This window comes from Mesorhizobium sp. M0659 (assembly GCF_040320605.1).
In the GTDB taxonomy this organism is placed as follows: Bacteria; Pseudomonadota; Alphaproteobacteria; order Rhizobiales; family Rhizobiaceae; genus Mesorhizobium.
Genome location: NZ_JAMYPY010000026.1, coordinates 1 through 26,042, shown reverse-complemented (window position 1 = coordinate 26,042; position 26,042 = coordinate 1). Strand labels below are relative to the sequence as shown.

The 26,042-nt window shown below is 58.5% G+C and carries 22 protein-coding genes and 2 pseudogenes; 20 read left to right on the top strand and 4 right to left on the bottom strand.

Annotated features, from left to right (window positions below):
* From NKI31_RS27760 to NKI31_RS27725, 8 genes are all read left to right on the top strand, one after another.
* Positions 1 to 300, top strand: coding sequence for a ferredoxin family protein (locus tag NKI31_RS27760; RefSeq protein ID WP_023687351.1), 300 nt, complete (start codon positions 1 to 3; stop codon positions 298 to 300).
* Positions 301 to 1,259: 959 nt separating this feature from the next.
* Entirely contained in the window at positions 1,260 to 2,738 is a 1,479-nt protein-coding gene (nifB, locus tag NKI31_RS27755) for a nitrogenase cofactor biosynthesis protein NifB (RefSeq protein WP_352653081.1), read from the top strand.
* A 31-nt stretch (positions 2,739 to 2,769) separates the two neighbouring features.
* The gene (locus tag NKI31_RS27750) at positions 2,770 to 2,964 is read left to right on the top strand and encodes a 4Fe-4S dicluster domain-containing protein (RefSeq protein WP_023672218.1); all 195 of its coding nucleotides are present in this window, start codon (positions 2,770 to 2,772) and stop codon (positions 2,962 to 2,964) included.
* Positions 2,965 to 3,062: 98 nt separating this feature from the next.
* Positions 3,063 to 3,383, top strand: coding sequence for a nitrogen fixation protein NifZ (locus NKI31_RS27745; protein ID WP_023687354.1), 321 nt, complete (start codon positions 3,063 to 3,065; stop codon positions 3,381 to 3,383).
* The gene (gene nifT, locus NKI31_RS27740) at positions 3,380 to 3,592 is read left to right on the top strand and encodes a putative nitrogen fixation protein NifT (RefSeq protein WP_023807985.1); all 213 of its coding nucleotides are present in this window, start codon (positions 3,380 to 3,382) and stop codon (positions 3,590 to 3,592) included. The genes NKI31_RS27745 and nifT overlap by 4 nt, the downstream gene beginning before the upstream one ends.
* Positions 3,593 to 3,624: 32 nt before the next feature.
* Positions 3,625 to 4,530, top strand: a complete 906-nt coding sequence (locus NKI31_RS27735) for an SIR2 family NAD-dependent protein deacylase (protein ID WP_352653080.1) — start codon at positions 3,625 to 3,627, stop codon at positions 4,528 to 4,530.
* A gap of 73 nt (positions 4,531 to 4,603) precedes the next feature.
* Positions 4,604 to 6,472, top strand: a complete 1,869-nt coding sequence (locus tag NKI31_RS27730; protein ID WP_352653079.1) for an ABC transporter ATP-binding protein — start codon at positions 4,604 to 4,606, stop codon at positions 6,470 to 6,472.
* Positions 6,472 to 8,364: an ABC transporter ATP-binding protein gene (locus NKI31_RS27725; RefSeq protein WP_352653078.1), complete on the top strand. Its 1,893-nt coding sequence runs from the start codon at positions 6,472 to 6,474 to the stop codon at positions 8,362 to 8,364. Before NKI31_RS27730 ends, NKI31_RS27725 begins: the two co-directional genes overlap by 1 nt.
* Positions 8,365 to 8,969: 605 nt before the next feature.
* Here NKI31_RS27725 and NKI31_RS27720 read toward each other — a convergent pair.
* From NKI31_RS27720 to nifA, 3 genes are all read right to left on the bottom strand, one after another.
* Complete coding sequence (locus tag NKI31_RS27720) at positions 8,970 to 10,010, bottom strand: LLM class flavin-dependent oxidoreductase (RefSeq protein WP_352653077.1); 1,041 nt, start codon at positions 10,008 to 10,010, stop codon at positions 8,970 to 8,972.
* Positions 10,011 to 10,099: 89 nt separating this feature from the next.
* Positions 10,100 to 11,239, bottom strand: a complete 1,140-nt coding sequence (hisC, locus tag NKI31_RS27715) for a histidinol-phosphate transaminase (protein ID WP_352653076.1) — start codon at positions 11,237 to 11,239, stop codon at positions 10,100 to 10,102.
* A 235-nt stretch (positions 11,240 to 11,474) separates the two neighbouring features.
* Complete coding sequence (gene nifA / locus NKI31_RS27710) at positions 11,475 to 13,238, bottom strand: nif-specific transcriptional activator NifA (RefSeq protein WP_352653075.1); 1,764 nt, start codon at positions 13,236 to 13,238, stop codon at positions 11,475 to 11,477.
* A 1,154-nt stretch (positions 13,239 to 14,392) separates the two neighbouring features.
* On the opposite strand from nifA, the gene NKI31_RS27705 reads away from it, so the two are divergent.
* Both NKI31_RS27705 and NKI31_RS27700 read left to right on the top strand, forming a co-directional pair.
* Positions 14,393 to 15,721 carry a dicarboxylate/amino acid:cation symporter gene (locus tag NKI31_RS27705; RefSeq protein ID WP_023706359.1) on the top strand — a complete coding sequence of 443 codons (1,329 nt, stop codon included), beginning with the start codon at positions 14,393 to 14,395 and terminating at the stop codon, positions 15,719 to 15,721.
* A 304-nt stretch (positions 15,722 to 16,025) separates the two neighbouring features.
* Positions 16,026 to 17,057, top strand: a complete 1,032-nt coding sequence (locus NKI31_RS27700) for a LacI family DNA-binding transcriptional regulator (protein WP_352653074.1) — start codon at positions 16,026 to 16,028, stop codon at positions 17,055 to 17,057.
* Positions 17,058 to 17,785: 728 nt separating this feature from the next.
* Here NKI31_RS27700 and NKI31_RS27695 read toward each other — a convergent pair.
* The gene (locus NKI31_RS27695; protein ID WP_023807977.1) at positions 17,786 to 18,811 is read right to left on the bottom strand and encodes a LysR family transcriptional regulator; all 1,026 of its coding nucleotides are present in this window, start codon (positions 18,809 to 18,811) and stop codon (positions 17,786 to 17,788) included.
* 237 nt (positions 18,812 to 19,048) lie between these two features.
* Between NKI31_RS27695 and NKI31_RS27690 the strand changes: the two genes are divergently transcribed.
* The 10 genes and pseudogenes from NKI31_RS27690 to NKI31_RS27645 all read left to right on the top strand — a co-directional run.
* Positions 19,049 to 19,642 (top strand): NodA family N-acyltransferase, encoded by a 594-nt coding sequence (locus NKI31_RS27690; RefSeq protein ID WP_023694280.1) that lies wholly within the window; start codon positions 19,049 to 19,051, stop codon positions 19,640 to 19,642.
* Positions 19,639 to 20,298, top strand: coding sequence for a chitooligosaccharide deacetylase NodB (gene nodB, locus NKI31_RS27685; protein WP_352446854.1), 660 nt, complete (start codon positions 19,639 to 19,641; stop codon positions 20,296 to 20,298). The genes NKI31_RS27690 and nodB overlap by 4 nt, the downstream gene beginning before the upstream one ends.
* A gap of 14 nt (positions 20,299 to 20,312) precedes the next feature.
* Positions 20,313 to 21,671: a chitooligosaccharide synthase NodC gene (gene nodC / locus NKI31_RS27680; RefSeq protein ID WP_352653073.1), complete on the top strand. Its 1,359-nt coding sequence runs from the start codon at positions 20,313 to 20,315 to the stop codon at positions 21,669 to 21,671.
* 35 nt (positions 21,672 to 21,706) lie between these two features.
* Positions 21,707 to 22,315: a nodulation methyltransferase NodS gene (gene nodS, locus NKI31_RS27675; RefSeq protein ID WP_352653072.1), complete on the top strand. Its 609-nt coding sequence runs from the start codon at positions 21,707 to 21,709 to the stop codon at positions 22,313 to 22,315.
* A gap of 35 nt (positions 22,316 to 22,350) precedes the next feature.
* Positions 22,351 to 22,584 (top strand): annotated as a pseudogene (locus NKI31_RS27670) (carbamoyltransferase N-terminal domain-containing protein); the annotation flags it as partial.
* A 54-nt stretch (positions 22,585 to 22,638) separates the two neighbouring features.
* A complete protein-coding gene (gene nodI / locus NKI31_RS27665; RefSeq protein WP_023706355.1) occupies positions 22,639 to 23,550 on the top strand; it encodes a nodulation factor ABC transporter ATP-binding protein NodI in 912 nt (303 codons plus the stop codon).
* Between the two features lie 3 nt (positions 23,551 to 23,553).
* The gene (locus NKI31_RS27660; protein WP_023687364.1) at positions 23,554 to 24,342 is read left to right on the top strand and encodes an ABC transporter permease; all 789 of its coding nucleotides are present in this window, start codon (positions 23,554 to 23,556) and stop codon (positions 24,340 to 24,342) included.
* 64 nt (positions 24,343 to 24,406) lie between these two features.
* Positions 24,407 to 25,381 (top strand): LysR family transcriptional regulator, encoded by a 975-nt coding sequence (locus tag NKI31_RS27655; protein ID WP_023806356.1) that lies wholly within the window; start codon positions 24,407 to 24,409, stop codon positions 25,379 to 25,381.
* An 8-nt stretch (positions 25,382 to 25,389) separates the two neighbouring features.
* Positions 25,390 to 25,649: pseudogene (locus tag NKI31_RS27650) on the top strand (hypothetical protein); the annotation flags it as partial.
* A 164-nt stretch (positions 25,650 to 25,813) separates the two neighbouring features.
* The coding region (locus NKI31_RS27645) for a calcium-binding protein (RefSeq protein WP_502899206.1) at positions 25,814 to 26,042 on the top strand (229 nt) is incomplete at its 3' end.

Genomic DNA, 26,042 nt, shown 5'->3' with positions numbered 1-26,042 from the left:
ATGACCAGCGCAGCGACGAAGTCACGTGTCGAGGACAAGCTTTACCAGAACCGCTACTTGGTGGATTCAGGCCGCCCGCACATCAAAGTGCGACCGCACCAGAAGCCGAGCGCGAATTTGCTCGCGCTGACCCACGTCTGCCCGGCGAAATGTTATGAGTTGAACGACAAGGGTCAAGTGGAGATCACTGCCGACGGCTGCATGGAGTGCGGCACCTGCCGGATTTTGTGCGAGACGAGTGGTGAGATCGAGTGGAACTATCCACGCGGCGGTTTCGGAATCCTCTTTAAATTCGGATGACCGGCGCACGCACACTTAAGGCGGCGATCATCCAGTACAGCTGAGTCTCGGCCATGCCAATCTTTGCTTTAATCGCCTTTCAATGAAGGGAAATTGCACGAATACTGTTCTTGCATAATTCAGCCTCAGATAAAAAATGCAGGTTCACTCTGGACGACAACCGCTGAAGTCGTCTCTATGAGCCACCGGGCCGCAGATCGGGTCGACGAGGCCCTGAACCGCCCATCGAGCATGCCCTAAGCAGATACCCGCTCAGGGACTCTACGATATGTGAAGGTGCTGACCGCCCCGAGCGAGCTGGAGATTACGCTCGCCATACGCTGGCCAATTGTCGTGAACGTCCTGCCCACGTTTCTGCAGACGGGTAATTGAGCGATCGTCGTCCTGGACGCTGAAGGAGAGCCGGAGATTGCCGCCACTGCCGGCAATACCCACGCACCTCAATCAGGCACTCGCCGCCTCATATCACAGGCCGTAACAGATCAAGCGAATTGCGGCTGCCGGCCAGTCGCATCGGCGCCTCCGCAGCAAGGTATCTCCTCTTACGGCCGCATCCGAACCATGCCGCTTGTCGCCCGCATCTGACGGCACGCAACCGGCTGATCGACGCGATTGACAAGGCCGGTTGGGTTCTTCCAGGGCGGCTCGTATCCTCGGCCTCACGCCATGGCAAATCGGCTACGCCCTTGGGCCGGCATGGTATCAAGGTGAAGAAATTCCAGACGTCGCGATGACGTCAAGCGTAAGCAGCCCGGAGTGGTCTCGCTCACACTCTGCGCGCCCGAGGCTGCTAGCCTCGCGACCCTATTTGCTTGTCCACTGTCGTAAGCCCGACAAAGGTGTGTCGGAGCAATCCAGGAATCTGACACGAGAAGCCTATTCGTGAACCGAAACAGCTCTTTGAGCTGGCATAGCTCTTGCGCTTTGAACTGCGACATCACGCAGCAACGGAGCCGTTCATGTCTGCACCGGCAATTTCGCTTGAGAGCCTCAGCACGACATTCGGTGACCAGTTGCTTGGCACCATGAAACCCGGTGGCTGCGCGTCTTCGTCTTGCGGCTCGTCGACAAAGCCCGACGACACGGATCCGGCTGTCTGGGAGAAGATCAAGGATCACCCCTGCTTTTCAGAAGAGGCGCATCACTATTTCGCGCGTATGCACGTCGCGGTCGCGCAGGGCTGCAACATCCAGTGCAACTACTGCAATCGCAAATATAACTGCGCCAACGAAAGCCGGCCTGGGGTAGCCTCTGAAAAGCTGACGCCCGACCAGGCGCTACGCAAGGTGATCGCGGTCGCCAACGAGGTGCCGCAGCTTTCCGTGCTCGGCATCGCCGGACCGGGCGACGCCTGCTACGACTGGAAGAAGACGAAGGCGACCTTCGCCAGGGTCGCCAGGGAAATCCCAGACATCAAGTTTTGCATATCCACGAATGGGCTGGCGCTGCCCGACCATGTCGATGAGCTTGCTGACATGAATGTCGATCACGTGACGATCACGATCAACATGGTCGACCCTGAGGTCGGTGCAAAGATCTATCCTTGGATCTTTCACGATCATCGCCGCTACATCGGCATTGAAGCCACCCGGATCCTGCACCAGCGGCAGATCTTGGGCCTGGAGATGCTTACCGCGCGGGGCATCCTCACCAAAATCAACTCGGTGGTGATCCCGGGCGTGAACGATGAGCATCTGATCGAGGTGAATAGATGGGTTAAGGAGCGAGGCGCGTTCCTGCACAACCTCATGCCGCTGATTTCGGACCCGGCACACGGCACGCATTACGGACTGAGCGGGCAGCGCGGCCCAAACGCAATGGAGATGAAGGCTCTTCAGGATCGTGTCGAAGGTGGCGCCCAGTTAATGCGGCACTGCCGGCAGTGCCGGGCAGATGCCGTGGGCCTGCTCGGAGAAGATCGTGGCCAGGAATTCACAGTCGACCGGATTCCCGGCGAGGTCACCTACGATGCCAGCAAACGCAAGGCCTATCGGGAGCTGGTCGCGGAGGAGCGCCGTGATCACGTCGAGGCTAGGAGAGAAGCGATCGGATTGGTCAAGGCAGCGAGCCCCGGCAAGTCCCTTCTCTTCGCGGTGGCGACCAAGGGCGGCGGCCGCGTCAATGAGCATTTCGGCCATGCGAAGGAATTCCAGGTTTATCAAGCCTCGCTGAAAGGGATCAGCTTCGTCGGGCATCGGAAGGTGGACAAGTATTGCCTTGGCGGCTGGGGCGCAGAAGCCGCCCTCGATGGCGTCATCGCAGCGCTTCAAGGCATAGATATCGTGCTGTGCGCCAAGATTGGAAATTGCCCGCAGGATCAGCTCGCGGAGGCTGGAATCAGAGCCACCGACGCCTGTGCCCATGACTATATCGAGACAGCAATCAGCGCGATTTACATCGCCGCATCTGGGACCCCCACACTCGCGGCGACGGCCTGAGCTGTCTCATTCATTCGGACCAGGAGTTAAAATGGCTTTCAAGATCATCGCATCCCAATGCACCCAATGCGGCGCCTGCGAATTCGAATGTCCTTCCGGCGCGATCAAGTTCAAAGGCGAGAGCTACGTGATCGAGTCACAGAAGTGTACCGAATGCGAGGGGGTCTTCGATGCGCAGCAATGTGCCTCGGTATGTCCGGTGCCGAAGACCTGCGTTCCTGCGTAACGGACATTGGACTGCCGACATGGTTGGGGGCTGCCTACGCAGGACGCATGGAACGCCTTGTTCGCAATCTCAGCCGCAAGAGAAATCAGGGAACGGACATGTCGCTCGGACGCGAAGAGGAGATCGAAATCCGCAGGCCTCCACGATTCATGCCGGGAGAGCGGGTACGTGCCACTCGCCACATAAAGAATGACGGCACCTATCCTGGCAGGGAGATCGGCGAAAATCTCGTGCGGAAGGGGGACGAGGGATATGTGCGCGACATTGGCACCTTTCTCCAGCAGTTCTTCATCTATGCGGTCGAGTGGATCGACCGTGGCACCGTCGTCGGTATGCGAGCGCGTGAACTGATGAGCCTCGACAAGGCCGAGGCGCCCTGCAGTGCTGAAAGCAATACCAATGAAGGGACGGCCAGATGAAAGTCATGATCCGCAGGACCGATGCTGGTTTGTCGGCGTATGTCCCCAAAAAGGACCTCGAAGAGCCGATCATCAAACTCGAGAAGGAAGAGTTGTGGGGCGGAACGGTCACGCTCAGGAACGGGTGGCGGCTCCTCCTACCCGATCTCCCACGTGATACGCGTCTGCCGATCACCGTCGAGGCAAGGAAGATTTCCGAAGAGGGCTGATGCTGCCCCTAGGTGCGTCGCGAGGAAACGAGATGAACACGATCCTGACATCGGGCCACCTCGTCATTGTGCGGGACAGTTTTGCTGAAAAGCTGCTTGACCTGGCGAAGGGAGCGCTCGCCGCCGATGAGGTGATCCCCTATCTCGGTCCAGGTCTTCTTGAGTTGAACTGTGTGGAACCGCCTGTGCCGCATACCCCGGAGGTTGTTGCCGCGGCACTCAACGCACGGGCTCCTGCCCCTTCCAGGATCCGCACCAATATGTGGTCGGTTGCGCAGTTCATCGAACAGCGCCGGCATCGCCGGACCCTTCAAGCTTGGATGACCGACATATTCGCAGCGCCGGTGGGGCCGACCCCCTTCCACGCCTGGCTCGCAAGGCTGCCACTCTCCCTCATCATCGACAGCTGGTATGACAGCGCGATGCGCACGGCTCTGGTAGAGACCGGCCGAACGGACGTCGTTGAGATACAAGGCGTCACGCGCGCGAATGAAATCGGCAACATTTGGACGAAAACCTACGATTTGTCCGGGAGGGAGCTCGACCCCCGATTGGGGGCCAAGACGGTTCTCTATTCACCTCACGGGAGTATTACGCCCGCGCAAAACTTTCTCGTCGCAGATTCCGACTACGTCGAAGTCCTGTCCGAAATTGATATCCAGACACCGATCCCAGACGCTGTGAAGGAACGGCGCATCACCCGTGGATTTTTCTTCGTTGGCTGCCGCTTCAACGATCAGATGCTGCGCACCTACGCCAGACAGATCATGAAGCGCTCCCGCGGTCCCTATTGCACCGTAATGGACGCGGAAACCCTTACCAGAAACGAAGCGCGTTTCCTTGCGGCAAGCGGAATCACGGTGATCGACATGCCACTAAGTCAAGCGGCGGCTCGGCTTGTGGGAACGGGCACGGCTGCAGGTTGGGGACGGGATTAACAATGGCGGATGCCTTTGATGATGTCTGCTTCGGCTTTCCTCGAAGACGCAAAATGCAGTCGGGAATACACCCGTGAACAGTGATGCTGTCAGCAGCGCAACGAACGCACTGAATTCGTTGACCCATGTTGAAGCGGCGCGCTGGGGCCGGGATTTGAATACGCTGTTGCGCATCACGCGTATGAATCTGCGCCATCCGTGGCAGGTTGCCCTCGCTATGGGCTCGACGATCATGGCGGCAATCCTCCAGTTGCTCATTCCCCAGCTTCTCGGCCGGGCTGTCGACCAGACCCAGACAGCTATCGGGGGCGGTGCCGCGGGGGCCGCGGCAGGACAAGCGCTCTGGGCCCCGGCTCTCCTGCTGCTCGCCGTCAGCGCGCTACGCGGCGTTTTCACGATGGCGCAGAACTATTTTGCCGAAGCCGTCGGGCATCATGTCGCGTACGAATTGCGGCTCGCCTACTACGACAAGATCCAGCGTCTCAGCTTTTCCTTTCACGACCGGGTCCATTCAGGCGATCTGATAACCGCCGGAATGCTCGATCTCGAAGGCGTGCGGATGTATTTTTCCACCGGGCTCATGCGGGTGCTCCTGCTGGCGATGCTGATCGGGATTGGCGCTTACATGATGATCTCGACCGATCCCGTGCTCGGCTTGGCCGCGCTCAGCTTCGTGCCTTTTGTCGCTTGGCGCTCATCGACCACACAGCTTAGGCTGCGCGCCACCTGGCTCGACCTCTATGAGCGCCTTTCGGTACTAAGCCGCGTGATGAAGGAAAATCTCGCAGGTATCCGTGTGGTCCGCGCTTTTGCGGCTCAATCCTATGAGATGCTGAAGTTCGACGGCGCTTCCAAGAACGCGCTCGACCTCGCCAACGATCTCGTTGACATCTACGTACCAAACACGTCGGCGATGACCTTGTCCTACTTTTTTTCAATGGGATTGGTGCTTGGGATCGGTGGCAACAAGCTCGTCGCTGGCGAGATCAGCGTCGGAACCATGGCGACCTTCCTGACCTTCATGACCATGCTGCAAATGCCAGTCCGCCAGATCGGTCTCATGGTCAATGCGTTTGCCCGCGCTTCTAGCTGCGGTTCGCGGCTTTTCGGTCTCCTCGATCAGGAGATCACAATCAGGGATGCTCTCGAGGCCAGACCGCTTGAGATAAGTGACGGCACTCTGCGCTTCCACAATGTCTCATTTGCCTACCCCAACGCCGAAAACCGCGCCATTCTGAAGAACCTCAGCTTTGAGGCCCGGAGAGGCGAGACGATCGCGATCGTCGGTCCGCCGGGTTCCGGCAAATCGACGATGGCTCATCTGGTCCCCCGCTTTTACGACGTGACCGATGGCGCCATCACGTTGGACGGCCAGGACGTACGCAATGTCACCCTCGAGAGCCTTCGCAAGGCGGTCGCGGTTGTACAGCAGGATGCGTTCCTATTCACCACAACGATCGAGAACAACATCGCTTATGGCGATCCCTGGGCGAAGAGACAGCGAATTGAACGCGCTGGAGAATTCGCCCAGCTCCACGACTACATCCTCGGGCTCCCGGCAGGGTATGAGACGGTCGTGGGCGAACGCGGCGTTTCTCTCTCTGGCGGCCAGCGCCAGCGTCTCACGATTGCTCGCACCATGATGCTGCGCCCCTCCGTCATCATTTTCGACGACTCGATGGCCGCGATCGATGCCGGCACCGAGCTGCGCATTCGCGCGGCGATGCGGCGCTTCGCAAAGGATCGGGTGACGATCATCATCGCGCACCGGCTGAGTGCGCTTAAGCATGCCGATCAAATCCTTTTTGTCGATAAAGGCGAAATCGTAGAACGCGGCACGCATGAAGAGCTTCTGGCGAAGCGGGGACGCTACAGGGCCCTTTACGATCTCCAGACGCGCCCGGGTGATAGCATTATTAGCCAGGATGGGGGCGCCCGCTGATGGACCAGGGCCGCGGCGAACTCGAAGCCGAACGTGACGACGGGAGACGCCCTCCGCGCGCGGTCGTCGGCTCGCACCGGATCGAGGAGGAGATGTTCGGCCGGGCTTTCGACAAGAGCATCCTCCGTCGCATCTGGGGCTTCGTCCATCCCTACCGGGCAAAGGTAGTTGTCACGATTGTCGCGATGCTGATCTTCACCGGGACGCAGCTTCTCATCCCCTTGATCATCCGCTACGCGATCGACCTCGGCATGAACCCGGCAAGGCCCGATCGCTCAGCCCAGCTTGCGGCCGTCGGCGCGTTCCTTTCGGCGATTTTGGTCAATTTCGCCGCCGGCTACATGCAGGAAGCCTTGGATGGGAAAATGGCCGAAACTGTCCTGTTCGACATCCGCCGCGCCATGTTTGGCCATCTGCAAAAGGTTTCGCTCTCTTTCATGGACAAGACCGAGGTCGGACGCCTGATGTCGCGCCTGCAAGGCGACGTTAACTCCATACAGGAGTTCCTGGAAACCTCGGTATATTCCCTAGGCGATGTTGCGCTTCTCTTCGGCATCGTTTTCGTAATGCTGTGGCTCGACTTTCGCCTCGGCCTCCTGACGCTATCGGTTCTGCCGATCCTGGTGATCGTCCGCATTGTCTGGTTGCCGCGTGCCCGCGACGCCTTCATGGCTGCACACGAAACCAATTCCGTCGTCAATGGCGCGCTGGCCGAAGCCATTCACGGCGTGCGGACCATACAGTCGATGGACCGCCAGCAGGTGAATTTCAGTCTTTTTGACGATCGGGCCCATGCCAACCTCAGGACCCACCTGATCGCTGCCAGATATGCACTGGTCATGGTGCCCATCGTCGATGGCATCACCGGCCTCGCCTTGGCCGCCGTTATTGTGGTCGGCGGCTCGATGGTCATGAATAGCCGTATAGATGTGGGCGTGTTGGTAGCCTACCTATTTTACATCCAGCGCTTCTTTGACCCGATCCGCTCACTCACCCTGCAATATTCGGTCATGCAGCGCGCCATGGCCTCAGGCAAGCGCCTGACCGATGTGCTCGACGTCAAGATCGATGTTAAGGACAAACCCAATGCCGAGGTGCTTTCGCCCGAAATGGACGGCTCGGTCGAGTTTAGGGACGTCACCTTCGGCTACGATCCGAACGGTTCGGTTCTGAAAAATGTCTCGTTCAAGGTCAATCCGGGCGAGACGGTCGCAATAGTCGGACCGAGCGGTTCTGGCAAATCGAGTTCGATGGCCCTGGTCCACCGCTTCTATGATGTTCAGCAGGGTCAGGTGCTGGTCGGCGGACATGATGTACGCGACCTCACCCAGGAATCGCTCGGCCGCCAGGTCGCCATGGTGCTGCAGGAGCCATTCCTGTTCACCGGGACGGTCTTCGAGAACATTCGATACCAGAAGACGGAAGCCACGCGCGACAAGGTGATCGAGGCGGCCAAGGCCGTCGGCGCGCATGACTTCGTCATGAGCCTCGCCGACGGGTATGAGACCCAACTTGGCGAACGCGGCGACAACTTATCTCTCGGCCAGCGCCAGCTTATCAGTTTCGCCCGCGCCCTCGTCGCTGACGCCAAGATCCTCGTGCTCGACGAAGCTACCGCCAACATCGACAGCTACACGGAATTGCAGATTCAGAAGGCTCTGATCAAGCTGCTTGAAGGGCGGACTGGCCTCGTCATCGCCCACCGTCTCGCCACGGTCCGGGGGGCCGACCGCATCATCGTGCTTCAGAATGGCCAAGTTGTAGCGACTGGCAACCACGATGAGCTAATAGCCATGGGCGGCCTGTATTCCAAACTCTACTATCTCAACTACGCCTCCTTCGACGACCTTCCCGAACACGATACCACCGTCCAAGCTGGCTCTCAGACCTGACATCTTGGCGGCCTTGTGGTAGTCGCGTTGGCTTTCGGGCGTGTCGGCAGACCACTCAGGCCACCGCGTCCGGCCAGCAGCCAGCATTCAAGAACGAGCACTCCTCGCAGTTCGTGAAGACCGGCTGCGAACGATTTCCTCCAGCATCGTATCCGACCGCGGTGCACCACCATCATCGGGCGAGCTCGCTGGAGGTGTTAGCTGGGCGTCGCAAAGCCGCTCGCGAGCGCGCCCTCAATAGCGCCGTAGCGAGTGACGGCTTTGCTACCGACGGGCCGCTGATGAAGCTGGATTAGTGGGCGCCGCACCGATGCCGCCCCGGGCGAGAAGAACCTCCTGCGGCTGGCTATGGGCAACGACTAGCGCCAGCGCGACGAGCAGGCGCGTGCCGGCATCGCGACGCGCTCGGCTACCCTCTCCTTAGGATCGTGCATGTTCACACGATGGCCCAGACGCCAGCCAACGCACAAAGCTGGTATTCTGTGCCGCCTGCTCGTCGTCAGTTTGGCCTCCTCCCGATTGCCCGCCCCACCACGTGCACGCTCGAGCACGTGGGTGTGAGGAGCGCTGCACAAGGATGTAACCTCAGGCCGCGAATTTCATGGTCAGCCAAGTCGAGCCATGATTTCGGACTGAATGGTCGTCGCGGTGTAAAGGGAAGCATCTAGCGGCAGATTTCCAAATGCCATTTGACAAAGCAGGTAGTTGGCACCTGCCTCTTCCAACTGATCTAGCAGAGCTTTTCGCACAGACTCTGCTGATCCTACCACGCACAATTCACTCTCGACTGCCGCATCGAAGGTCAGCGGCAAGTTTGGTGGAGTGGGGATAGCGTTAAGCTCGTAAAGGAATTGGAAGCTCTTGAGCCAGCGTGCGTAAGCAGGTGCCGCGAGCGAATAGGCATGTGTGTCACAACGCCCAATCACGACCATGCGGAGCAATCCGACAAATCTCCCTTGATCCCCCCCGCCTGCGTTGTCCTCTCGACAGGCGCGGAACGCATCAGTAGTTTTGCGAACAGAAGAGGAAGGTCCTACACACGCGATATTTGTTCCATTCGCAGCGGCCCAAGCTGCGGACTCGGGTCGATTGGCAGCGACCCATGTGGGCGGATGTGGACGCTGATGAGGTCTTAGCGTCAAAGGAACGTCATTGAGATCAAAATGGCGGCCTTGATAGCATAGCGTGCCGACCTCCCTCGAATTAACAAGTATTTCCATAAGAATTTCGCTGGCTTCGGCATAACGGCCCGGCACCGCGTCCGCACCAATCCCGAAGTAGCCCAATTCGGTCGGGAGAGCACCGCGCCCTATGCCCAGTTCGAGCCTGCCACCGCTCAACTGGTCCAGCATACAGATCTCTTCGAACGCACGCAGCGGATGATAAAGCGCAAGCAGCATCACCAAGGGTCCGAGACGCAAGCGCCGGGTGCGCTGGGCGACGCTCGATAAGAACAGATTCGGCGATGGACCTCTCCCATGGGGAGTACAGTGGTGTTCTGCGAGATGATAGGCATAGAACCCTAGCTGATCGCACGCCTCTGCTAATATGAGGCGATCTTCGTACTGCCGGCCTATATCGCGGCCATCCTCATCCAAATGATCGAAGATGCCGAAAGCCAGGTTTGAAGGAAAGACGTTTGTCACTCTTTAAGTCCCCGATTTTAAAAGAAGGCTGTTTTCTTGCTGGGATCACCAAGCAAGTCGGAAGAGATGTGTTTGATCGCCGATTAGTGTCAGCGTAACGAAGAAGCAGAGCCTGACGCTTCCCTGCCCCTGGAGCTTGGCACCGTTAAGCTTCCAGCAATGTCGCCAGCGGCAGCAAGAAATTCATCCATCTGCTCTTTTGTGCCGATGCTGACGCGGATACAGTGTTCCAAGCCTTTGTCTGGAAAAAACGCGACAAGTATCTTTTGCCTCTCCAATGCTGCTTGCCACCATGAGCCGTCCTGTCCCGCGGGCACACGGGCCAGCAAGAAATTTGCGCGGGAGGGTGTTACGGAAAATCCGAGTTGCGATAGTGCAACTGTCACTCGCTCTCGTTCATCCTTGATGTGCTTGTGGTTGTCTGCGTAGGCGCTGCGATGCGCAAGCACGCTGATACCAACGGCATGCCCGATCACGTTCATGTTGAAGACGTTCTGGATGTTTCGCAGCCTTCCAATAATTTCAGGGTGACCGAGACCGAAACCGACGCGAATGCCAGCGGCGGCATAGCTTTTCGAGAATGACCTCAAGATCAGAAGGTTCGAATACCGGCTGATGAGGCGCAGTCCGTGATCGGGTGCAAAGTCGACGTAGGCCTCATCGAGGACAATCAAGCGGTCCGATTGTGCTACGAGGCATTCGATATCGCTTATCGGGAGGAATGTTCCGGTCGGATTGTTTGGATTGGCCAACATAATAAACTTGGCATCTTTTGCCGCACCGGAAAGCAATTGCTCCATTGGCAGGGAATGAGCTTGACATCCGATTTCGAGGAACTCAGCGCCCTGAAGCATGGCAAGTTTGCGGTTGAACGAAAACCCTGGCGACATCATCGCAACCTTGTCGCCGGGTGCGAGGAAAGCTCTGTAGATCAGTCCGAGCAGTTCAGACGACCCGTTGCCAGCGATGACCTGATCCCTGGAAACGCCATAGGTGCTGGACGCTGCTTCCCTCAATCTGAAGTTATCGTCATCCGGATATAGATACTGGCGCTTGAGGGCCGCCACTGCACTTTGCATTATGATTGGCGGCAACGGAAACGGGTTCTCATTCGTATTCAGCTTGATAAAATTTGCGTCCGGCGCTGGTCCGTTGGACGGCAGAGCATCCAACTGTCGTGTCACTTGCGAAAGAGCCGAAAGCACAGTTTGCAGTTTTGCGTCGGACATATTTAACTCCGTTTCAGTCACACAGGGGGAATCCGTATGAGCTCGCAACGAGAGCAACATGGCGGACGGGATTGACGATGGCAGGGTTGCCTTTCACACAATGGTCGCAGCGCCGGCTGAGATGGGAATTCAGCCAGGCTGTCCTCGGTCGAATCGAGTTGACGCGGACGCGGATCTGCATCGCTGCGCGGCGCCAAGGCGCTAAGCGGCTCAGCTCATGCCCAGGGTCATGCTTTCAAAGACGCTTGATCTCGACGCCGTATTTCCTCAGCACGTAGCCAATCTGGCGCGGGGTCAGCCCAAGCAAGCGCGCTGCCTTTGCCTGCACCCAGCCACATCTTTCCATGGCAGCAATGACGCGCTCTATATCGGGCGTCCTCGCGCCAATTGGGTGGGTTGCGCCGGCAAGCGGGTTAGTCGCGGCCGAACTGGCGGCCTCGTCCGGGGGCGTGGCCAAATTCGCTGACTCCGGCAGGATCGGCGGTGGTTGCAGCGCGGCCTTGCCCGATCTGCACTTCCACAGCGCCTCGGCAAAGCATTGGCCTTGGGAGCAGGCAAAGTCGTTTCTCCCGATTGACAGTCCCTCGGCCAGGATCGCTGTCCGGTGCACGCAATTTTCAAGCTCGCGAATGTTGCCGGGAAACTCACATTTCATCAGCACTTCAATCGCACGCGGATCGAAGGTGAGCGTACAGCCGTTCTCGTCGTTGAACTTCTTGAGAAACTCAGCTGCGAGGAGCGGAATATCGCTGCGCCTTTGGCGCAATGCTGGTACCAGCAAGGGAACCACGTTGATGCGGTAGTATAGGTCGGCGCGGAACTCATTCCTTGCAACCGCCTCTTCCAGGTTCCTGTTCGTGGCGGCAATCACGCGAACATCGACCTTGATGGTCTGATTGCTGCCGACGCGCTCAAACTCCTGCTCCTGCAGCACGCGCAGTAGCTTTGCCTGGAACGAGGCCGAGATCTCGCCAATCTCGTCCAGAAACAACGTCCCCTTGTCAGCGAGCTCAAAGCGCCCCTTGCGGGAATTGAATGCGCTTGTGAAGGCACCCTTCTCATGACCGAACAATTCGGATTCCAGGACTGTCTCTGGGAGCGCTGCACAATTGAGTTTAACGAAGGGCCGCTTGGCGCGCGGCGACAACTCGTGAATTGCCTTGGCAGCCAGCTCCTTCCCGGTACCGGACTCACCTCGCAGCAGAACTGTGGTTTTTGCCTTGGCTACGACCGCGATCTTCTCCAGCAGGGCGCTTATCGCCGGACTGTCACCAATCATCCCCTCGACGTGGACCTTTTTGCGCCGGGGTGCAGGGTGCTTAACATCAGAAAATTTCGTTTGCAGCCGATGTTCCAGCTCCGGCGTTCGCTCGCGGTCGGCCGCGGAGAAGCGATGCAACTTGACTGTCTGTCCCACCATGTTGGCAATCATGGTAAGCAGCCGGACATCATCGTCGAGCCGATAGCTTGACCTGCTTTCCAAAACCCGGTCCAAAGTCAGCGCGCCTATGGCGTTCCCATCAACACGAATGGGAACGCCGATGAACGACACGGTGTCGGAGGCCCCAAGCACCTCGATATCAGCGGCAGTGAAGGTCGGATGCATCGCTATGTCCTCTGCGAGGAGCGGCGTGTCGGTCGTCACAATCTGGTCGATGGCGTTGCGCGGCAGGCGCGACCGGGAGGGCTCATTGCCGTTCGTGCCGCAGCCGCTGGCCACTGTGATGTCCAGTCCGCCCTCGGCATCGCAGAGAGCGATGATGCCGTGCCGCATCTGCACAAACGAGTGCAGGAGATCGACTACCTTGGCCAACTTGAGTTCGAGCCGGGCGGCATCGGCGAGTACTTTCGATATTTCGAAGATGCCGGTTAGCGCGCGCTCGTGCAATGCCACACTCGCAGGATTCGTGTCGGACTTTGGACAACCCTTTATCGCATTCGGCAGCGATATGCCGCAGTCGCGGGCATTCTGTTCTGACTTGCTAATGTTGTGGTGCATGTGATCCTCGATCTCGCGCCATCAAATCTAGGCTGGCGGCATGTGCGCCCGCGACATCGCGGGCACGCGCGAAAATGCTCCGACGTGAACTCGTGCCGCCGCCGTGTGGTCGAGTGCAAAGCGGGTCTAGCCCTGACGCATCGCTTGGCTACTCCCTCCACGAGGCTTGGCCATGTTATTGGCTTGCCCCGGGCAAACACACGTTGTTTTCAAAAGACTGGAGCGAGGCGGCATAGTCAATCGAGCTTTCTTTCATCTGTGAAAGGAAACCTCGCGGCCTATGATAGGATTCATCAGTTCTATCTTTGCGTTGAAGCAGAAATTCCTGGGCCGGCCATGCCTGCCCGAGCGGCTGACCGCGCGGAGTGTAAATGCGGGGCCGTGCCATTCACCAGCGCCCGTGAAGGAGGGGCGGGAGCGATAATAACAGCCAACGGCACTGGTCGGTCGCGGCAACCGCCATCTTTCTCGAGTTGATCAGGCGGCGGCGATGTCGCGTGTGAAGGCGCGAAGCTGGCATCGAGTACGACTTCGTAGGCGGTGCCCGCAACTTCTGAATCGCATCGTCTTGGTCAGCACCATCACCAGCCTGGGGCCGAAATCGGCATACTCAATGAGCGTATCGAAAAGTCTGAACAGATTACGATGCGACCGCTTGGAAACGGCTGCCCCTGCTGCGGGCGTTGATTTGCAAAATTGGTCGTCCAGAAGGCCGTCCAAATATCTGATTGCAGTGGCTGCATGGTCGTAGGCTGTCTAGAAACGAGCGCTTCCGAACAGGGGTAAGTTAGCCTGTCATCTGGACGGCCTTGAACAGGCGACCTACTGGTACGCGCTGGCGCCAACGATGGGGCCCGGTCCAAAGCCGGCTAATGAGGAACCCACCACGCTTTTTGCAGCAAAGCCGCTAGCCAGAGGGATCGACCCGCAAGCACTCTGCCAGAGACCATCAAGGGCGTTCGGACCGCGGCCTTGCCCGCTGGTCTGACACCGCATTCCTCCATCATTGGCGAGCCCACGTCAGTTCAGGTGATGCGGATTCATCTGGCATGGGTATTGCGGCGGCGTTGGTGCAGCGTTCGACCGGAGCGCCGCGATAGGGAGAAGCCCGGGAGAAGTCACGCCACCTCGATCCGGTCAGGGAGAGAGAAACAGTGTCAGCTGCACAAGTCCGCGGCGCGAGTCCCGCGCCCCGCAAACCCTTCTACACCAAGCTCTACGCCCAGGTGCTTGCCGCCATCGCGCTCGGCGTCGCAATTGGCTATTTTTATCCGGAGACCGGCGAGAGCCTGAAGCCGCTGGGTGATGCCTTCATCAAGCTGGTCAAGATGATCATCGCGCCTGTCATCTTCCTGACAATTGCGACCGGCATTGCCGGCATGAACGATCTTCATAAGGTCGGCCGGGTCGCCGGCAAGGCAATGGTTTATTTCCTCACCTTCTCAACGCTCGCGCTGATCGTCGGCCTCATCGTCGCCAATGTCGTCCAGCCTGGCGACGGCCTGAACATCGATCCGGCCTCGCTCGATGTCCAGGCCGTGAATACCTATGCCGCAAAAGCCAAAGCGCAGTCGGTCACCGGCTTCCTGATGAACATCATCCCGCCAACGATCGTCGGTGCCTTCGCGGAAGGCGACATCCTGCAGGTGCTGTTCTTCTCGGTTCTGTTCGGCATGGCGCTTGCGATGGCCGGAGAGACGGGCAAGCCTGTCGTTTCCTTCCTCCAGGCGCTCATTGTGCCTGTCTTCAAGCTCGTCGGAATTCTGATGAAGGCCGCGCCGATCGGCGCTTTTGGCGCGATGGCCTTCACCATCGGCAGATATGGCATCGGTTCGGTAGTCAACCTCGCGATGCTGGTCGCGACGTTCTATTTCACCGCCTTCCTCTTCGTGTTCGGGGTTCTCGGCGCAGTCTGCCGCTACAACGGCTTTTCGATTTGTTCTCTCATTCGTTACATCAAGGAAGAGCTGCTGCTTGTCCTCGCAACGTCCTCCTCGGAGGCGGCGCTCCCGTCGCTGATGGAGAAAATGGAGAAGGCGGGCGCCAGGCGTTCGGTTGTGGGTCTCGTCATCCCGGCCGGATATTCGTTCAATCTGGACGGCACGAATATCTACATGACGCTAGCGGCTCTCTTCATCGCACAGGCGACGAACACGGATCTGTCCATCGGCGATCAGGTGCTGCTGCTGCTCGTAGCAATGCTTTCCTCCAAGGGCGCTGCAGGTGTGACAGGTGCGGGCTTCATCACGCTGGCGGCTACGCTCGCGGTAGTTCCGAGTGTTCCCGTTGCTGGGATGGCACTGATACTCGGCATCGACCGATTCATGTCCGAATGCCGGGCGCTGACGAATTGCGTCGGCAACGCAGTGGCATCCCTCGTCGTCGCACGCTGGGAAGGAGAGTTGGACCGAGCACAGATGAAAGCTGCCTTCAGCGGTCATCAGCTTACCGAGGCATCAAACCGGCTACCCTCCTGCAAGTAAGGTGGGCGGCCCACGACCTGTCAAGTCGCTTAGCTGGTCACATAACTGAACGACCGACCCGCAGCCTCTAAACGGCTCCTCACGGACCATGTATCAGAAGCGCTAAATGTGTGAGTGCAAATCGTCACCGCCCTTTAAGCGAATGAGCCTTTCAGTATACCCGGCCGGTTTACGTCTGCAATGATGTTCGTCCAACACGTTGTGCCCATTCGTATGGGGACGTCTTCGCTTTGCCACCCGAAACCGAAACGCGTTAGGCGGACAGAGAGCCGGCCCGCGTCAAAAACCAATCAGAATAGGACCTATGACCAAGCGCCCCACGATTGCCGATCTCGCCCGCGAAGCCCGAGTCAGCGTAGCAACGATCGATCGGGTTCTAAACGCCCGCCATCCGGTGCGCGAGGAGACCGCGCGGCGGGTCCACGACGCCGCCCAGGCGATCGGCTATCATGCTGCCGGGCTAATCAAGCAGCGGTTGCGGCGAGACCTACCGCACTACCGTCTGGGCTTCATCTTGAGAAAACCGGCCCAGCATTTCTACCAAGATTTTGCGCGCGAGGTCGAAGCATCGGTCAATTTGGCCCAGTCCTTCCACGGCATTCCGCTCGTCGAATTCGCCCCGTCACATATGCCGAGCGACCTGATCGCGCCGCTCAAGGAGTTGGGCGCACGCTGCCATGCAATCGCGATGGTGGCACCGGACCACCCGAAAATCACAGCAGCGGTTGAGGACCTCAAGGCCAAGGGCATTCCGGTTTTCTCGCTGCTTTCCGACTTCGCCGCCGGCGTGCGACAGGGGTATATCGGCCTCAACAACCGCAAGGTGGGGCGCACGGCCGCTTGGATGGTGTCCAAGGTCGCAAAACGGCCCGGCAAAGTGGTGGTGTTTGTCGGCAGCCATCGTTTCCAGGGGCACGAGCTCCGTGACGTCGGCTTTCGCTCCTATTGCCGTGAGAACGCGCCCACGTTCGAGGTGCTGGATCCGGTCATGAACCTCGAGAAACGGCAGATCACCTACGAGGCAACGCTTGATCTCATGCAGCGGGAGCCCGAGCTCGTCGGCTTCTATGTCGCCGGCGGCGGCATGGAGGGCGCCATCTCCGCGCTCCGAGAAGAGGGCAAAAGTCGGGATCTCGTCGCGATCGTGAATGAAATCACACCTGAGTCTCGGGCAGCGCTCGCAGATAACATCGTCACGATGGCGGTCGCCACGCCAATGCGCCGGCTTTGCCAGGAGCTGATAACGCTGATGACACGGGCTATCGAGACCGGCACCGCTGAAACACCCGGCCAGACATTTCTGCCGTTCGACATCCATCTGCCGGAAAATATATGAAGGTTCATAAGCGGGAGTTTCCTTTCATAACGAGAGAAAGTTGAATGATGGTCCCTCCACACGGGTGGGCGCACCCCCGGGCCCTAGCCGCGGCCCAGGACGAAGAGCCAATTGGGTATCGGCGGCGCCTTAAGGCGGAAGTGCGAGGTAGATTGCCTAGATCCGCAGCGTCAACCTCCACGGGCTTTACTGCCAACATGCCCGACGTTCTCGTGAAGGGGGTGTGGTCAATGATCCCGCACGGCAATAGCCGAGCGAGGCCAGCACAGTCCATTTGGGGGTCGACCTCGTCGACCGCCATCTCCTCGCCTGGCTGCACGTGAAAAGCCGCGGCACAGCCGGCAAGGCAGGAATTTAACCGGGCTAACCATCTTCTGGGACTTCGCACGCAAATCGAGGCGGCAGTCAATTCAGTAGCAGCCCGGGCGTGTGTTCTGCTCGTTCCGGCCCCTCGCACTTAGCAAGGAACTGCGCCGCTCTGCCGGGCCAAAGGCCCGACGCCCGAAGGGCAACCGCTCCGACGCGATCGCGTCCGCCTCCAGAAGCCGCCATCGAAAGAATGCTCGCGTCGTCACCACCTACGGCCAAGGCGGGCAATCAAGGCAGCTGGCATCACTCTGCCACACATCCTCGACGAGCAACTCGCCTGAGATCAGCCCCAGAACGTAGGCAACACGCGCCGCGCCGGCGCTTGTCGAGATGCTGATCGGCCCGTCTACAGGGGGCGATTAGGTGGGGCTTAACATCTTCCGGGACTTCGCACGCGATTTCGAGGTGGCAGTCGGTACCAAGAAACGAAAGGTCGGATCGGCGTGCCCGAGACGCTCAATGATTTCAGGCAAAGGCGCCAGGCGAGATGCCTCCTGCAACATCATTTCCCGCATCCACATGCTTGCCGGATCACTATTGTGAAGCTCAGGCCATTGGACGGCTTCCGTGAATGCAGGAGGAGGAAGTGGCGGCGGAAGTTGGACAATCCGCAGGGGTGTTGCTTTTGCGAAATGCTGCGCCAGCCGTAAGGGCATGGTCCCGATGCGGTTGGTGCCTGACAGGACGGGCGGGATCAGGCTAAAGCCCTGTACGACAACTTCGATACGTCTCTCGAAACCGTGCTCGAGCAAATACCATTCCTCCATGGTGGGCTGCCGGGTGTGCCTGAATTTGAGCACAACATGTCCCATGCACAAGTATCGCTCGAATGTAAGTGGCTCCGACAGCTGCTTGTTCGTGCCGCAGCCTACGCCTACGAGCTTATCTTCGAACAGGGCTGCGCGAGGATGTTTCGACATGAACACTTCCGGCATGATCAGAAAATCAACGTCGCCGCGCCGGAGAAGCTCCTCGGGGTCGTCGCAAATAGGCAGACATTCAAAGCGAACGGCGGGAGCTTCCTGCGCAGCGCGCTCTACTATCTTCCTAAAAAATACGAGCGTGATGTAATCGGAAAGCATGATTCGGAAGAGACGATCCGATTGGGCTGGGTTGAAGGCGTCGGGGGAAATAATCGATAGCTGGATGTGCAGCAATGCGTCCCGGACTGCTGGGGCGAGCCCGTCGGCGCGCGGCGTCAAAATGAGCTCGCGGCCGTTCATCGTAAATAGCTCATCGTTAAAATAGGCGCGTAGCCGAGCAACGGCGGCGCTCATGGCCGGCTGGCTCAGGTTGATACTGCGAGCCGCGGCAGTGACTTTACGCTCCCTCATCAGAGCGTCCAGCACAACGAGGAGATTTAGATCCAGCCCTTTAAAACGCATGTCATGTTCTATCCAACGTGTGGATGCGTATCATTCAAACAATCAATTTTACGAATTTACGAGCCATGCATTAGAGGAACGGAAAGTGAGCGACGTCAAGCTCAAATCGACGACACGGGCCGGAACTCGAGAGAGCGTCTGGCTCACCTTCGCCAACGACAACGGCTGAGTGCAGCCACCAACGCCGCTTTGGTCGAGTAATGCGGCCGCAAAAACCAATATGAAGAGAGGTCCTGAATGCGCCATCAGGTGCAGTGGAAGTTGTGCTGGGAAAACGAGTTGCAGCTCTCCGATCACGTTAAGCTCGCCGAGTTCTTTCGTGATACGTACGGGCCGACTGGGGCGTCCAACGCAGAACCGTTCGAAGGTAGTCGAAGCTGGGCCGGAGCCAGGCCTGAACTCCGCGTAATCGCCTATGATTCAAGCGGTGTAGCGGCTCACATGGGCATACTGCGCCGTTTCATCAAGGTCGACGCGGTCGACCTGTTGGTGGCTGAGCTGGGCCTGTACGGGGTACGTCCGGACCTTGAGGGTCTGGGAATCGCCCATTCAATCCATGTCATGCTTCCAATACTGCAGGAGCTTGGCGTTCCATTCGCTTTCGGAACGGTCAGGGACGCGCTGCGGAATCATGTTGAGAGGTTCGGACGGCGATACAGCCCTATGGCCGTTTTGTCGGGAATTCGCGTGCGCTCCACCCGACCAGAGGCCCGCCTCGACCTGCCGCCCACACGCATCGATGACGCACTCACCATTGTTCTGCCAGTTGGACGGCCGATCAGCGAATGGCCCACGGGCACGATGATAGATCGGAACGGACCAGAGCTATGAGCCGGTCCGATTGCTTGTACGAAGTGCGCCGTGAGTGCTCTGACGGCACCGGCCGTCGAAGCGTTTATCTGACGTTTGACGACGGTCCCAATCCACTTTTCACACCGGAGATTCTCGACGTGCTGGCAGAGCAGCGGGTGCCGGCGACTTTCTTCGTCATCGGCGCCTACGCCTTAGAGCACCCAGATCTAATCCAACGGATGATCGCAGAAGGGCACGAGGTAGGCAACCACACGATGTCTCATCCGGACCTGTACCAATGCGGTTTCGGCGAAGTGCAACGTGAGGTCTTTGAAGCGAACGACGCCATCATGAGAGCGTGCCCGCAGGCCTCGGTCCGCTTTGTTCGCGCGCCCTACGGCGCCTGGAGCGAAGAAGTCTGCACAGCATCACAGATCGCCGGGCTGGCGGCCCTTCATTGGTCCGTCGACCCTCGAGATTGGTCTCGCCCTGGAGTCGAGGCGATTATTGATAGAGTGCTCGCCTCTGTCCGGCCGGGCGCAATTGTACTCTTGCACGACGGATGCCCTCCCGGCGAGTTGAGCCAGGGCGCTCACGCCGGCATGCGCGACCAGACGGTCACGGCGCTGTCCCGGCTGATTCCAGCACTGCGTGAGCGCGGATTTGTAATCCGCTCACTTCCTCAACATCACTGAACAAACGAGATCCCATGACACTTCTTGGTACAACCAGCACTGTGGCCATTTCGCTTTATGCACTGCTCTCGACTGCCTATAAGAGCATGCAAGGGCTTTATGCTATGCCGACAAAGGATTCGTCGGCGTTGGAGGTTCTCGTCGGCTCCGACAAACTGCCCAGCGTGGATGTCATCGTCCCCTGCTTCAACGAGGATCCGCGCACGCTTTCAGAGTGCCTGGCTTCCATTGCAGACCAAGAATACGCCGGAAGACTTCGGGTCTATTTGGTTGATGACGGTTCTGGAAATCGCGAAGCCTTAGGAACTGTCCACGAAGACTACGCGCGCGACCCTAGGTTCGACATCATTTTGCTTCCCGAGAATGTTGGAAAGCGCAAGGCACAGATCGCCGCGATACGCCGCTCATCAGGGGATCTGGTGCTTAACGTTGATTCAGACACGGTACTCGCACCCGACGTCATTTCCAAGCTTGTACCGAAGATGCGAGATTCAGCGGTCGGCGCAGCCATGGGTCAGTTGACGGCCAGTAACCGAACCGAGAGCTGGCTGACCAGGCTGATAGACATGGAGTACTGGCTGGCTTGCAACGAGGAGCGCGCGGCACAGGCTCGCTTCGGTGCCGTTATGTGCTGTTGCGGCCCATGTGCCATGTACCGCCGGTCTGCGCTCCTTTTGTTACTGGACCAGTACGAGTCGCAATTTTTTCGGGGCAAGCCAAGCGACTTCGGTGAGGATCGCCATCTCACTATCCTGATGCTGAAAGCAGGCTTTCGAACCGAATACGTTCCGAGCGCCATCGCGGCCACAGTCGTTCCGAACAGACTCGGACCGTATCTGCGCCAACAACTCCGTTGGGCACGAAGCACATTCCGGGACACGCTGCTTGGGCTGCGCTTGCTGCCTAGCCTAAATAGCTATCTCACGTTGGACGTGGTCGGACAGAATCTCGGCGCGCTACTCCTCGCCCTATCGGTATTAACGGGCCTCGCACATTTCGCACTGACAGGCACTGTGCCTTGGTGGACAGGACTGATGATTGTGTCCATGACCATGCTCCGATGCAGCGTGGTAGCATTTCGTGCTCGACAATTTCGATTTCTTGGCTTTTCGCTGCACACGTTCATCAACGTCTTTCTCTTGCTTCCGTTGAAGGCCTACGCGCTGTGTACCTTGAGCAATAGCGATTGGCTGTCACGAAGCTCTGCTGTCGCTACATCGAACACTGGGGGAAAACAGGCCCCCACCCAAACTCCGATCACTGGTTCCAGCAGGGCAGAATTCTCGCCCCATTCGGCTCCGCTTCGCAGGCTCAATCTTGCGCGGGATTCTTCGGAATTAGTCCTGTCGGACAACATTTGCGGCGACGAGTGATCGCTACTTACCTGATGGACGAGAGGTGCACGAGTTTGACCCAGAACGCGAATCATCAGTTGCTTGATCGGGAATTGGCCGCAGACGATCCGTGGCGCCTCGACGGCAATCCGTTCGAGCAGAAGCGCCACACGCAAATGCTCCAGCTGGCGCTTGCCCAAGGCTCCATTACAAATGCCCTCGAAGTCGGGTGCGCTGCCGGCGCATTCACGGAAAAACTAGCCCCCTACTGCCAAGGGCTCACCGTCATCGATGTCGTGGCGCAAGCGATTGCTCGAGCACGTCAACGGATAAAGGAGCCCTCGCGCATCAACTGGATAGTCTCCGATGTTCAACAGTTTTCGACCGACGAGTTGTTTGACCTGATCGTTGTGGCGGAGGTCCTCTACTACCTCGGAGACATAGCCGAGATGCGCGCGGCCGTCAAAAACCTGGTGCGGGTGCTTGCGCCAGGCGGGCACCTGATCTTCGGATCGGCAAGGGATGCTAATTGCCGTCGCTGGGGTCACGCCGCTGGTGCTGAGCCGGTCATCGCCATGCTGAACGAAACGTTGATCGAGGTAGAGCGTCTTGAGTGTCGGGGCGAGTCGGTCAACGAAGACTGCTTGCTCGTCCGTTTCCGGAACCCGATTTCCGCTTCCTGATGAATCGAATCTATCGCCGTTAACGTGGAGACACTATGCGCATCTGTGGTACCAAGCTGACCCATGATGGGGCGATCGCCCTGGTCGAGGATGGACGGCTCGTCTTCTGCGTTGACCAGGAAAAGCGGCACAACGATCCGCGTTACCAATCCATCGATAATCTCGACGCAATTGTTGCCGCTTTAGCGGAGCAGCGGCTAGATCCTTGTGATGTCGATCAGTTCGTTATCGACGGCGGGGATGGCGAAGACGAGTCACAGTTTCAGGTCGGCAGGCAACCAAGCAACCGCCAGTTTTGTCGTCCCTCTCGGTAAAATGAACCCATGTCCATGGTAGCGATCGACCTTACTGACGTAAGCAAAACTTATGACAAGCTCGTTGTCGACAGGCTGTCGTTCCGCGTTGCGGCGGGGGAATGCTTCGGGCTCTTGGGACCGAACGGCGCGGGCAAAAGCACGATTGCGCGTATGGTCCTCGGCATGACATCGCCTGATGCGGGGAAGATTACTGTGCTCGGCGCTCCAGTGCCGGCGCGCGCGCGTTTGGCACGTATGCGCATCGGCGTGGTCCCGCAGTTCGACAATCTTGATGCCGCGTTCACTGTACGCGAGAACCTGTTGGTGTTCGGGCGCTACTTCCGGATGAGCAGACGCCAGATCGATGCGGTCATACCATCGCTGCTTGAGTTCGCCCGCCTCGAGAACAAAGCGGATGCGCGCGTCGCCGAACTGTCCGGCGGCATGAAGCGGCGCCTGACGCTCGCGCGTGCGCTGATCAATGACCCGCACTTGCTGGTGATGGACGAGCCGACCACCGGCCTCGATCCGCAGGCCCGCCACCTGATCTGGGACCGGCTGCGATCGCTGCTGGCGCGGGGCAAGACTATTCTTTTGACTACCCATTTCATGGAAGAGGCCGAGCGGCTGTGCGATCGGCTGTGCGTTATGGAGGAGGGGCGCAAGATCGCCGAAGGTCGCCCGTCCGAACTCATTGACGAGCAGATCGGCTGTGACGTGGTCGAGGTCTACGGCGGCAATCCGCATGAACTGGGTGCGCTGATCCGGCCGTACGCACAGCGCATCGAGGTGAGCGGTGAGACGCTTTTTTGCTATGCACCCGATCCGGAGCAGGTGCTGGCGCAGCTACGCGGGCGCACGGGTCTACGCCTTCTGCAGCGTCCCCCCAATCTCGAGGATGTGTTTTTGCGGTTAACCGGGCGCGAGATGGAGGACTGAACAATGGGCGAACGTTATGCGGCGGGCATGCCCGCCAATGCGTGGAATTGGGTCGCGGTTTGGCGCCGCAACTATCTTGGATGGAAGAAAATCGGGCTTGCATCGGTTCTCGGCAACCTCGCCGATCCGATGATCTATCTGTTCGGTCTCGGCTTTGGCATCGGAACAATGATAGGTCCTGTTGAGGGCACTTCGTACATTGCGTTTCTCGCGGCTGGCATGGTTGCCACAAGCGTGATGGCATCGGCGACCGCTGAAACGGTCTACGGGAGTTTCGGCCGCATGGGCGACCAGCGCACCTGGGAAGGAATGCTATGCACTCAGCTGACGCTCGGCGATATCTTACTCGGCGAATTGGCGTGGGCAGCCACGAAGGCCCTCATGGCGGGCACAGCAATCACTATTGTTGCCACCACGCTCGGATACGCATCGTGGCCATCCATCCTCTGCTTGCTGCCAGTCATCGCTCTCAATGGCCTCGCCTTCGCGAGTCTAGCGATGGTCGTCACGGCGCTTGCGCCCAGCTATGAATATTTCATATTTTATAATACGCTTGTTATTACACCCATGCTGTTCCTTTGCGGCGCGATGTTTCCGGTCAACCAATTGCCCGGCGCTTTTCAGTATGCTGCCTCCTTATTGCCGCTCGCACATGCAATCGACCTCATTCGTCCAGCGATGCTTGGCCGTCCGATTGACAAAATGGGCCTGCATATCGGCGCGCTTTGCATATACACGGTTTTGCCCTTCTTCTTTTCGATTGCTCTTTTTCGTCGAAGGCTGATGCGTTGACGCTACTCACCATTCGAATTGGATGTTTGGGCGCAACCCATTCACACGCCGCCTAGATCAAGACATGCGTTTTAAAGGACTCGATCTGAACCTCCTCGTTGTGTTGGACGCTCTGGTCAGGGAACGTAAAGTCACCGCGGCGGCCCGCAGTATTAACCTGAGCCAGCCGGCAATGAGCGCCGCCGTTGCTCGGTTACGCGCCTATTTCAGCGATGAGCTATTTACGATGAGCGGCCGCGAGCTCATTTTGACACCGCGCGCTGAGGGGCTCGCCCCAGCAGTCAGGGAGGCATTGCTGCACATCCAGCTATCGATTATTTCCTGGGACGCCTTCAACCCAGCCCAATCGGATCGTCGCTTCCGGATCATCCTTTCCGATTACATCACGCTCGTATTTTTTAAGAAGATCGTAGAACGTGCTGCGCGGGAAGCTCCCGCCGTCCGCTTTGAATGTCTCCCTATTTCCGACGACCCCGAGGAGCTTCTCCGGCGCGGCGACGTTGATTTTCTGATCATGCCGGAAGTATTCATGTCGAAACATCCTCGCGCAGCCCTGTTCGAAGATAAGCTCGTATGCGTAGGCTGCCGCACGAACAAGCAGCTGTCAGAGCCACTTACATTGGAGCGATACTTATCGATGGGGCAGGTTGTCCTCAAATTCGGGGACACCCGGCAGCTCTCCGTCGAGGAATGGTATCTGCTTGAGCACGGTTTCGAGAGACGTATCGAAGTTGTCGTACACGGCTTTAGCCTGATCCCACCCGTTGTATCCGGCACCAGCCGCATCGGGACCATGCCCTTACGGCTGGCGCAGCATTTCGCAAAAACAACACCCCTGCGGATTGTCCAACTTCCGCCACCACTTCCTCCCGCATTCACGGAGGCCATCCAATGGCCTGCGCTCCACAATAGTGATCCGGCAAGCTTGTGGATGCGTGAAATGATGTTGCAGGAGGGATCTCGTATGATTCCTCTGCCTAAGAGCACCGGACGTCTCAGTTGTCCGCAAATTGAGAAACTGCTCCCCCCTCGACTATGAGAGGAGGCATGGATGGCGATTGGAATTGGGAGATTCCTGCATTGTCGAGAACGATGTGGAGAGAGCTGATGCTTCAGCCTAAGAGGTAGCAGCGATGCTGCGGCTGCATGAACTTGGCTGGTGGAGCGAACCGATGGGCGAAGGAATTCGGGTGCGCGCGCAACACGGTGCGTCGGTATCTCCGCCACGGCGGGACCGTTCCGTTTGGTAAACCTGTTCGGCCGACCGCGTTGACGGGCTGGACGATTGGCTGCGAGAGCGCTTGTTTCCGGTCCCCGCCGCCTGCGAGCCCGCAACTGCTCAGCAGAAGGGCGAAGCGAACGAGAGTGCATCCATTTCGTAAATGTGTGCCTATCCAAGCAATCGATTTCTCCAATTGTCCGATGACGAATATGAACGACTCAGGCAGGGGCATCATTAGGAGTATTTTCGATGGCAAACATTATCGAGGGTGGCCTGGGTGCCGAAACACTCATCGGCACCGATCGTGAAGATTGGATGGAGGGTTTCCAGGGCGGTGACTGGATTGACGGTCGTGGCGGCAACGACGAGATCTCGGGTGGCCTGGGCAGTGACCGAGCCATCGGCGGCGAGGGTAACGACCGCATCTTCGGCGGAGATGGCTGGGACGATCTCTCCGGCGACAACGGCCGCTTCAACG